Raw genomic sequence first — 9,339 nt, 5'->3', positions numbered from 1 at the left:
CCAACGCTACCGGCGGAAAAGTCGCGGCACTCGCCGACACGCCGCAGCCTCGGCGCCAATCTCGCGACATATCTTGACTGACGGCTAATGCGATATATCGTGACTTGTAGCGCACTAACATCCCAGCACCCTGGAGAGGTCATGACTCGAACCGACAAGGGCTACAAGGGCATCGGCATGGAAGGAACGGTCGCCCGCTGGTACGCGAACAACACCGGCAAGAACCTGTCGAGGTTCGCCGAACAGACCCGAGCCGTGGTGGCACGCGTCCCGGCAGGCGCCGACGTCCTGGAGGTGGCCCCCGGCCCCGGCTACCTCGCCATCGAACTGGCCAGAACCGGCGACTACACGGTCACCGGCCTCGACGTCAGCGCGTCCTTCGTCCAGATCGCCCGGCAGAAAGCCGCGGAGGCGGGCGTCCAGATCGACTTCCACCACGGAAACGTCTCGGCCATGCCGTTCGAAGACGCGAGCTTCGACTTCATCGTCTGCTGCGCCGCCTTCAAGAACTTCTCCGACCCCGTCGGCGCCTTACGCGAGATGCACCGCGTACTCCGCCCCGGCGGCCGCGCCTACATCAACGACCTGCGCCGCGACGTCTCCAAGGAGGCAGTCGACGCGGACGTCGCCCACATGCGCCTCGGCCCGATGAACCGGGCGATCACCCGCTACATCCTGCGGTCGGTCCTGCCCAGGCAGGCGTACGACAAGAGGCAGTTCGCGGCCCTCATCTCCCACACGGACTTCAGAACGTTCGACATCCAGGAGACACCCCTCTCACTGGACATCGAATTGAACAAGTGACCCCGACCGGGGACGCAGGCAGTCACATACGAGGGCTGCCATGCGACCGGGGTGCGCGACGCCGGCCTGTTCAGCGGTGAGTGCGGCCAGGACGATCGCCTGCACCTCCCCGGCGTCCACGTCGGTCCGTACGGCGTCGGCCCGCTGAGCGCGGGCGAGCAGTTTCGCGAAGGTCTCCCGCAGGTCGGCGGCCACCTTCCGGGTGGTGTCGCTCAGCTTGACCCCGGCGCCGGAGAGCACGTCCGTGAGGTCCTTCTTGACGCCCGCCTCGCGGATCATCCGCAGCAGGAAAGTGAAGAAGACCGCGCCGATGTCCTCGGCCTGTAGCGCGGCCTCGGCCTCGTCGGCCAGTTGCCGGAGATGGTCGACGACGACGGCCTCGAAGAGCACCTCCTTGGTCGGGAAATGGCGGTGGACCGTGCCCGGACCCACCCCCGCCCGGCGGGCGATCTCGTCCAGCGACACACCGCTGCCCTCGGCACTGAAGGCCGCTCGGGCCGCCTCGAGGACCCGTTCCCTGTTCCGCCGTGCATCAGCCCGCAGTGGCCGCTCGCCGCTCACGTCACCCATCCCAACCTCTTCGTAGACAAACGGGGCGGGCGCCCCGTATATTAACCGGTGCGGACGCCCCGCTTATTCTCTCCGAAGGAGTATGCCATGTCGACTGCCGCACCCTGCGAGGTCATCGAGCGTCTTCTCGCCCTTTACGCCAAGGGCCCGGTGCCGGAGACGGCCGATCTGTTCACCGAGGACGCCGTCTTCGAGCTGCCGTTCCTGCCGCCGGGTGTTCCGCACCCCGAGGTCGGCCGCGAGCCCTTCCGGCACCACCTCAGGGAGGGCGCCCAGATCCAGAGGTTCGACTCCGTGGAGGGCGTCCACATCCACGAGACGGCCGATCCGGAGGTCGTCATCGCCGAGTACCAGCTCCACGGCACCGTCCTGTCCACCGGAAAGCGGTTCGCCTTCTCCATCATCATGGTCGCCCGCGTCCGTGACGGGCTGATCGCCTGGTGCCGCAGCTACTCCAACCCTCTCGACGGCGCGATCGCCTTCGACGGGGTCAAGGACCTGCTCGCCGAACTGACGACGGTGTGAAGTGGCCCTTGGCTTTCCCCCAAGAGTGGCCGTAACACAGCAGACCACTTGCCCCTAACCTGTGGCGTGCCGCGACCGGTCATCCCAGGGGGAGCAACATGATCATCATCCGCAAGCTCCTCCCGTCCGACCGGATCGCCTGGGAGGGCCTGTTCCGGGCCTACATCGACTTCTACCAGCGCGTCGAGCCGGACGAGATGTACGAGAGGGCCTGGCAGGAGTTCCAGGCGGACACGCGCCTACACGCCCTCGGAGCGACGCTGGATGGACGGCTCGTGGGCATCACGCATTTCTTCCCCCACCCCAGCACGTCGGCGCCTGATACCGACGTCTGTTACCTGCAGGACCTGTTCACCGCTGAGGACGTACGGGGCAAGGGCGTGGCGCGCGCGTTGATCGCGGCCGTGGCCGACTGGGCCAAGGACTGTGGGTGCGGCCGCGTGTACTGGAACACCCACGAGTCGAACACCACCGCACGGCACCTGTACGACAAGGTGGCCGAGAACCGTGGCTTCATCAAGTACCAGATCGACCTGCCGCGATAAGAATCAGCCCGCGACGGCCTTGACGTAGGCTTCCACGTGATCGGCGAGCTGAGCCTCGGACAGGTCGAGGTGCTCGAGGATGGTGTACCGGCCCGGACGGGTCCGCGGCGCGTACGCCACGGCCTTGGCGAAGTCGGCGTCCGACAAGCCGAGATCGCCGGGAGTGCGCGGCAGCCCGTGCCGTTCCAGGCAGGCGGAGATCAGCTCGACCTTGTCTTCGTCCTGACGCAGGTAGGTGCAGAACAAAGCACCGACTCCGGCGAGTTCGCCGTGGCTGGCCGTGCCAGGGTGGAGCTCGTTGACGGCATGCATGATCTCGTGGTCGCCGCCGCTGGCCGGCCGGCTCGACCCGGCCACCCCCATCGCCATCCCGGACAGGATCAGCGACTCGGCCAGCACGGTGAGGAACTCGTCGGTCCGGGCCTGCCCCGGCTGATGCAGGACCACCAGCGCCGCTGACCTGGCCATCGCCACCGCCAGCCCGTCGGTGTGCTCGCCGACCTCGGCGGCGGCCAGTTCCCAGTCGGCCACCGCGGACAGGTCGCTGATCGCATCGCCGATCCCGGCCGTGGACAGCGACGCCGGGGCGGACAGGACGCGATCGAGATCCACCAGGACGGCCGCCGGCATCACGACGCCGTAGGAACCCGTGCCCGACTCGTGTCGCAGCGTGCTGACCGGTGAGGCGATGCCGTCGTGGCCCAGGCTCGTGGTCACCGCCACCATCGGGATGCCCGCCATGTGCGCGGCGAACTTGGCCACGTCGATGGTCTTACCGCCGCCGATGCCCGCGATCGCTTCGAACTGGCCGCCCCGCAACTGCTGCCCGAGCTCGACAGCGGCGGCGAGGCTGCCGTCGGGAACTCGGAACACCTCGGCCCCATCGATCCGCAACTCCTCGCAGATCCCGTCGCCTTGGCTGGGACCGACGGCGACGGCCGCCCGGCCCTGCCGGGCGATCTGCAGGTCAGTCAGCAGCGTGCCGACGCTGGCGACCGCACCGGCCCGGACGTCGACGAACAGGGGCGCGGAGAGCATGCGAGCCAACAGCGGCATGGATTGTCCTTGTCCTCGGCCCGGATGTTGATGTCCAGAGCCGAAATGAGCTGATCAAATCCGTGACGCTAGCAGCATCTAGCGATCTTCGCGCTCGGCGGAACGTCTCGATGCAGGAGAAGTGATCGGCGAAGTCGGCGGCGGCCAGAATCCGGGCCAGGGACAGCCGGTCAGGCTTTGCGAAGCGCCCCTGCGAAGCCCTTTGGTGACGGGTCTGAGGCCCCAGGGCGAAGTGCCCTGGGGCGTCAGGAGAACAGGCGGTCTACGACTCGGGCCGCGGCTTTGCCGTCGTCCCTGGGGGCGAAGGTGGCGCGGAAGGCGTCGTAGCGGTCCGCGTGGGCCGCTGCTACCGAGTCGATCGAGCGCAGGGCGTCGATCACCTCAGCCGACGTCGACAGCACCGGTCCCGGCGCCTGCTCCGGGAGGTCAATGTACAGGCCTCGCTTCGACGAGTATTTCGCCAGGTCGTACCCGTAGAAGACCATCGGCCGACCGGTGGCCGCGAAGTCGAACATGACCGAGGAGTAGTCCGTGACCAGCACGTCCGCCACGAGCAGCAAATCCGCTATATCGGGATAAGTCGTGACGTCGTGGGCGATGTCGGGGACGGCGGGCATGGCTTGCATGGGGTGGGCTCTGACCAGGAGTTCGTGGTCCGCGCCCAGCGCCTCGCGGGCCTTGGCCAGGTCGAATTTGACCATGGCGTTCTTGCGGTCGTAGTCGCGCCACGTCGGTGCGTACAGCACCACGCGCTTGCCCTCGACCAGGCCCAGCCGCGCCCGCACCGCGGCCGCCAGCGAGTCTCTGTCCGGCGAGCTGAGCACGTCGTTGCGCGGCAGCCCGCTCTCCAGGATCTCGCCCTGGTAGCCGAACGCCCGCCGCAGCACCGGCGTGGCCCACGGCGACTGCGACAGCAGCACGTCCCAGCCACGCACCTCGGTCGCCTGCCGGTGCCAGATCGGCGGCCGGGGGTCGCGGGCCATGTGGGGCTGGTCGTTGCCGATGCGCTTGACCGGAGTGCCGTTCCAGGTCTGCAGGACGACCTGGTCCTCGCGGGAGCGGAACCAAACTGGCAAAAACGCATTTGTCACGATAAATCGGGACCGGGCGAGCGCAGCGTGGTGCTCACGGCTGCCGGCCCGCACCGACGTCGTGCCCGGAGGCGGGGTGAACGCCCCGTCCTTGACGATCCAGATGTGCTCGCGGTCGTCGCCCCGCCGCACCCGCTCCTCGTAGATGGCCCGGACGCTGTCCGCGTAGAGGCGCCCGTCGTTGACCACGTAGACGGTCGCGTCGGTCAGCGGCTCGGTGCGCTGCGCCGGGTAGAAGACCCGCCGCAGCACGTGGGTGCCCGCGACGCCCTTCTCGTCGGCCGGCCGTTCCTCTTCGACCGCCACCACCGGCACGTCGAAACGCGTCGAGAGCATCCGGAAGGACCGCCCCTCGGACGCGCGCGGGTCCTCGTCGAGGTCGGGCAGCGCCGCGTGGTCCACGCGGAGGGGGACGATCTCCCCCGACGGGTGCCGGACCGACATGTTCCAGGTGCCGGACGACAGCGGCACGACCTCGCCGAAGCGGTCCATCGACGCGGGCTCGAGACGTACGGAGAACTGGTCGCCCGTACGGACCATCGGCAGGTGGTAGGACAGCCCCGACCGGTGGCGCAGCGTCAGCACGCGCGGCCCGGCCGCGTCGGGGTAGTCGCCGCGCAGCACCAGCGCGGGCCCCTCCCAGACCGCCGAGGTGATCACCGGGCGGATGCGGTGCGCGGAGACGAGCACGCGGTCGCGCCGGTCGCCCAGCACGGTGATCTCGCGGTCTCCGGCGGGCGCCCTGGTCTCCACCAGGTCGGCGAGCATGACGGACGCGGCGGGGTCGCCCTTCGGCTCGACCCAGAGCCGCCGCCCGTCCTTCTCCTGCAACAGAGCGGGCACGGCCAGGCTGACCAGGACCTCGGTGCCGTTGGCCACCGGCGTGAACTCGGCGGCCATGCGGTGCCCGCCCAGCCGGGCATGACCCTTGGTCACCGTACGGCCGGGCAGGAAGATCTTCAGCTCCAGGCGCTCACCCTCGACGGAGACCCCGGCGAGCTCGGCGCGGTTGGGCTGGAGGACGACCTGGAGCGCCCGGTCGGAGGTCCACACCGGTCTGACCCACAGACCCGGTTGGAGCTTGAGGCCGGCGGGACGTTCGGTGCGGCCGGGGGACGCGCCGCGCAGCAGGCCGGTGGCCCGCGCGCCGCGGCTGTAGAAGACGATCTCGGCCCGCCACGTCGTGGTGTCGTGCACGGCGGGCCGGTGGCGCAGCCGCCTGCGTACGGCGTGCACGATGTCGCGCACGGCTCCGCGCCAGCGCAGGGACCAGGGGCTGAGCTCGGCGGTGAACCCGGACCAGTCGTAGTTGCAGCCCGGCTCGCGCGCGCCGTGCGTGGCCTCGGGGGCCAGCACCCGGCGGGTGCGCATGCGCACCGGAGGCAGCCAGCGCGGCCCGCGCAGCACCACGGTCGCCCAGTTGAACCGGCGGCTGCGCACGGACAGGCCCGCCAGGTAGGCGAAGCCGGTTACGCGCAGCTTGCCGTTGACCCACACGATGTCGTCGATGTGGGTCACGGGCACCATGTCGGCGCGCCGCAGCCGGTAGAGGCTGGACGGGAGCTCGTCACGGAACGGCAGGTCGGCGTACCAGCGCAGGCCCTCGCGGATCCGCTTGGACGGCTCGCTCGCCGCCGCCACGACCTTGGTGAGCGTCTCGCCGTCGACCAGCTCGTCGTCCGGGCGGTGCTCGATGAGGTGACAGATCAGGCGCCGGGCGACGGGCAGGTCACGCTTGACCCCCGTGTCCACGGCCGCCAGGTAGGGGCGCAGCAAAGTGACGAGCTCGCGCCTGCGGGCCGCGCCACGCTTGACCGCCAGGTCCATCCGGGCGCCCAGCGGTCCGCTGAGCACCTCGGCGTCGAACGCCGAGTCTTGGCCACCCGATCCGACGGCCCGCATGACCGCGTCGAGCGGCTCACCCCGGTCACAGAGATCCTGGACAGCCTTCAGGCGATCGGCGATCTGATCGCCGCCCTGACTCAGGGCTGTGACGCCGGTTGCCATCGGTAAGGCACCGCCTTTCGAACCGCCATCACTGGTTCATGCCATCGTAAGGGGACTAACGTGCAACGGATTCGCTTAACGAGCGAATCCGCAGGTCAAACTCGTTTCTTAGAATCGGCTGAACGCCCGTCCCAGCGGGCCTGCCGCATGTCGACCCGCTCGCCGCGCAACGGGGTGCCCTCGTCGCGCCAGTGCTCCAGGCAGCGTCGCACATGGTCAGGGGCCGCGCCGGTGCCGTCGGAGTGCACCACGCGCCACCACGGCACGCCGCCGCCCCAGGTCGACATGACCTGCCCGACTTGACGCGGGCCGCCCTCGCCGAGATATTCGGCGATGTCGCCGTAGGACATCACCATGCCCGGCGGGATGGACTCCACCACCTCGAGGACCCGTTCGGCGAACGGGTTCACGGACTCCATGCGTTGGGCCCCGCCTCGATGATCTCGTGGTATTTACCGATTTCGACTACCGTACCGCCGGCCACCAGTTCCACGATGCCGTCGCGCACGGTGTAGCGCTCGCCGTCTTCGCCGACGAGCCTGGCGCCGAGCGCGGCCGCCAGCCGGATGAGCTGCGCCACTTGCCAGTCGGAGCCCGGCTCGCCGATCACCTGATCGCGCCAGTGCCCTACGACGTGCGTGTCACCGGCGTGTCCGGCGACGATTTCGTCCGACCCGCGCAGCCCGAAACCGGCCGGCGCGATCGCCTTCGCGAGCTCGGCGAACGCCAGGGGCGCTTCACGAACTACGCGCAGCTCGTATCCCATGACGCGCGACCATAGCGGATCTTTACTCTCTGCGCTGATTGAGGACGATGATGGCTCCGCAGAACATGATCAAGGCCACCAGGACGCCCCCTCCGTAGAGCCACAGCCGCCACGGATCGGGCCCCGGCCGCGACGGCACGGGTGAGTCCTCGCCGACGCCGAAGTGCTGGTCCTCGGGCACGACGACGTTGCGCTGCTCCCCCGCCAGCCGTTCGGCCGCGTTGAGCGCGGCACCGGCGTCGACCACGCCGAACCCGGTCTTGTCGTCGTATCCGGCAGCGGGCCGTCCCCTGGCGCTCGCGGCCAGGGCCTGCGCGACCTGCTCGGGCGGCATGGCGGGATAGCGCGACTTGACCAGCGCGGCCACCCCGGCCACGAGCGCGCTCGCCGCGCTGGTGCCCTCCGAAAGCTCGTAGCCGCCCTTGCGCTTGGCGATGGGCACGCCCACGCCCGGCGCGGAGACGAGGACGGACAGGTTGTCGCTGCTGAACGTCGCGCCCTTGCCCTGCTTGTCGACGGCCGCCACACCGATGACCCCCGAATAGCCCGCGGGGAAGCTCCAGAACGAGGTGCCGTTGTCCTTTGCGTACTGGGTCTGCCCGTCGTTGCCGACGGCGGCGACCAGCACGGCGCCCTTGTCGAGCGCGTAGGAGACGGCCTCGCGCTCGGACTTGAGCGGCCCGTACGTGCCGATCGACATGCTGATGACCTTGGCGCCGTGGTTGGCGGCGTAGCGGATGGCACGGGCCAGCGGGCTCTCCAGCGAGGTCCGCTCCTGCTGCTTGGGGTCGATGACGTCGCCGGTGGGGTCGTCGTCGAGGGCCAGGGCCAGGGAGAGGATGCCCGACTCGGGCGCCACGCCGATCAGCCCGCCGTCGGCCCCGGACCCGGCGATGAGCGCGGCCATCGCGGTGCCGTGCTTGCCGGGCTTGGCCGAACGTTCGACGGTGGCCGCGGCCATGTCGGGACCGGCGGTCACGCGGCCGCGCAGCTCCTTGAGCGTGCCGTCGACGCCGCTGTCGACCACGGCCACGGTGACGCCCTTGCCTTTGGTGACCGTCCACGCCTGCTCGACGTTGAGCGCGTCGAGCACCCACTGTTGCTGGTCCCTGACGGGCGGGGCCGCCGGAGCGTGCAGCATGACCAGGGCGGCGGTCAGCGCGCGTACAACGGTCAGCACACGTTCCCCTGGGTGCAGGGCGGGACCTTCGGGGGGTCCGCCAGGAAGTAGGCGATCTGGTTGCCGATCGACTTGGCCGCCGGCCACAACTCGCTGTGCAGGATCTCCTCCGGCGGGATGGCCGCCCGGGTCCTGCCGTCCGCGTAGCCCGCGGTCGAGAACACGATGTACGGCCCGGCGCCCACCCAGCCGGTGCGCTGGCGCTGATCCACCCCGAACCGCTCGGTCACCGTGCCGGGGAAGGCCACGGGCAGCACGCCGACCCGGTCGTCCTGGGTGAGCTGCTCGGTCGCCGAGAGCCTGGACTCCTCGTCCTTCAGTACGGCCACGCCGACCGTGAAGACGAACGTGGCCGTCTGGTCGACGTAGGTGGCGCGGAGCATGGTCACGCATCCATGGTCGTCGAGGATGCCCGCCACGGAGGGGTCGACGGCCCTGCCGCACTCGGTCTGGGGTGCGATGCCGACGCGCCGGGCGTACTGCTGGGCCTTGTCGAGCCCGACGTACTTCACCTCTTCCGGGAAGACGCCGGTCGCGGGCCACGCCTGCCAGCGCCTGGCGATCTCCTCCTGTTTGTACTGGTTCTGCTCTGCCGCGGTCAGCGGGCGCGACCTGGTCTCCTCGAGCAGCCCGATCGTGCCGAGGAGCACGAGGACGGCCGACATGACCACGACGATGCCGACGAGCATCACGAACAGGCGGCGAAAACGCACACCCTGCTGGAGCACGGCCTGCTCCACGCGCTCCCTGGACGCCGCCCTGGCGCGGCCCTTGGCCGCCGGCCACGCGCGCACG

Annotated in this window: 10 protein-coding genes; 3 read left to right on the top strand and 7 right to left on the bottom strand. The window is 69.8% G+C overall.

Annotated elements, in window-relative coordinates:
- Positions 1 to 141: 141 nt before the first annotated feature.
- Positions 142 to 804: a class I SAM-dependent methyltransferase gene (locus KLK06_RS34705; protein ID WP_214639806.1), complete on the top strand. Its 663-nt coding sequence runs from the start codon at positions 142 to 144 to the stop codon at positions 802 to 804.
- Here the strand turns inward: KLK06_RS34705 and KLK06_RS34700 are convergent.
- Positions 778 to 1,374, bottom strand: a complete 597-nt coding sequence (locus tag KLK06_RS34700) for a TetR/AcrR family transcriptional regulator (protein ID WP_214639805.1) — start codon at positions 1,372 to 1,374, stop codon at positions 778 to 780. The two genes, KLK06_RS34705 and KLK06_RS34700, sit on opposite strands and share 27 nt — an antisense overlap.
- 87 nt (positions 1,375 to 1,461) lie before the next feature.
- Here KLK06_RS34700 and KLK06_RS34695 point away from each other — a divergent pair, with 87 nt between their 5' ends.
- Both KLK06_RS34695 and KLK06_RS34690 read left to right on the top strand, forming a co-directional pair.
- Positions 1,462 to 1,899 (top strand): nuclear transport factor 2 family protein, encoded by a 438-nt coding sequence (locus KLK06_RS34695; protein ID WP_214639804.1) that lies wholly within the window; start codon positions 1,462 to 1,464, stop codon positions 1,897 to 1,899.
- A gap of 98 nt (positions 1,900 to 1,997) precedes the next feature.
- Positions 1,998 to 2,444: a GNAT family N-acetyltransferase gene (locus KLK06_RS34690; RefSeq protein WP_214639803.1), complete on the top strand. Its 447-nt coding sequence runs from the start codon at positions 1,998 to 2,000 to the stop codon at positions 2,442 to 2,444.
- A 3-nt stretch (positions 2,445 to 2,447) separates the two neighbouring features.
- On the opposite strand, the gene KLK06_RS34685 is transcribed toward KLK06_RS34690, so the two are convergent.
- From KLK06_RS34685 to KLK06_RS34660, 6 genes are all read right to left on the bottom strand, one after another.
- On the bottom strand, positions 2,448 to 3,482 hold the full coding sequence (locus tag KLK06_RS34685; RefSeq protein ID WP_214639894.1) for an iron-containing alcohol dehydrogenase family protein: 1,035 nt from the start codon (positions 3,480 to 3,482) through the stop codon (positions 2,448 to 2,450).
- Between the two features lie 263 nt (positions 3,483 to 3,745).
- On the bottom strand, positions 3,746 to 6,598 hold the full coding sequence (locus KLK06_RS34680) for a CDP-glycerol glycerophosphotransferase family protein (RefSeq protein ID WP_250906428.1): 2,853 nt from the start codon (positions 6,596 to 6,598) through the stop codon (positions 3,746 to 3,748).
- Between the two features lie 95 nt (positions 6,599 to 6,693).
- Positions 6,694 to 7,017, bottom strand: a complete 324-nt coding sequence (locus KLK06_RS34675; protein WP_214639802.1) for an MGMT family protein — start codon at positions 7,015 to 7,017, stop codon at positions 6,694 to 6,696.
- Positions 7,005 to 7,364: a hypothetical protein gene (locus KLK06_RS34670; RefSeq protein ID WP_214639801.1), complete on the bottom strand. Its 360-nt coding sequence runs from the start codon at positions 7,362 to 7,364 to the stop codon at positions 7,005 to 7,007. The genes KLK06_RS34675 and KLK06_RS34670 overlap by 13 nt, the downstream gene beginning before the upstream one ends.
- A 22-nt stretch (positions 7,365 to 7,386) precedes the next feature.
- The gene (locus KLK06_RS34665; protein WP_214639800.1) at positions 7,387 to 8,544 is read right to left on the bottom strand and encodes a S8 family serine peptidase; all 1,158 of its coding nucleotides are present in this window, start codon (positions 8,542 to 8,544) and stop codon (positions 7,387 to 7,389) included.
- On the bottom strand, positions 8,538 to 9,338 hold the full coding sequence (locus tag KLK06_RS34660) for a hypothetical protein (RefSeq protein WP_308168582.1): 801 nt from the start codon (positions 9,336 to 9,338) through the stop codon (positions 8,538 to 8,540). Before KLK06_RS34660 ends, KLK06_RS34665 begins: the two co-directional genes overlap by 7 nt.
- Position 9,339: the final 1 nt, after the last annotated feature.

The sequence above is a fragment of the Nonomuraea sp. NEAU-A123 genome (assembly GCF_018603905.1).
Lineage (GTDB): Bacteria > Actinomycetota > Actinomycetes > Streptosporangiales > Streptosporangiaceae > Nonomuraea.
The sequence above is the reverse complement of the archived record's forward strand: the minus strand, read 5'-3'. Positions and strand labels throughout refer to the sequence as shown.

Bases quoted from the DNA above. Each gene is read 5' to 3' on its own strand.
- KLK06_RS34705 (WP_214639806.1), top strand. From the start codon at position 142: ATGACTCGAACCGACAAGGGCTACAAGGGCATCGGCATGGAAGGAACG.
- KLK06_RS34700 (WP_214639805.1), bottom strand. From the start codon at position 1,374: ATGGGTGACGTGAGCGGCGAGCGGCCACTGCGGGCTGATGCACGGCGG.
- KLK06_RS34695 (WP_214639804.1), top strand. From the start codon at position 1,462: ATGTCGACTGCCGCACCCTGCGAGGTCATCGAGCGTCTTCTCGCCCTT.
- KLK06_RS34690 (WP_214639803.1), top strand. From the start codon at position 1,998: ATGATCATCATCCGCAAGCTCCTCCCGTCCGACCGGATCGCCTGGGAG.
- KLK06_RS34685 (WP_214639894.1), bottom strand. From the start codon at position 3,482: ATGCTCTCCGCGCCCCTGTTCGTCGACGTCCGGGCCGGTGCGGTCGCC.
- KLK06_RS34680 (WP_250906428.1), bottom strand. From the start codon at position 6,598: ATGGCAACCGGCGTCACAGCCCTGAGTCAGGGCGGCGATCAGATCGCC.
- KLK06_RS34675 (WP_214639802.1), bottom strand. From the start codon at position 7,017: ATGGAGTCCGTGAACCCGTTCGCCGAACGGGTCCTCGAGGTGGTGGAG.
- KLK06_RS34670 (WP_214639801.1), bottom strand. From the start codon at position 7,364: ATGGGATACGAGCTGCGCGTAGTTCGTGAAGCGCCCCTGGCGTTCGCC.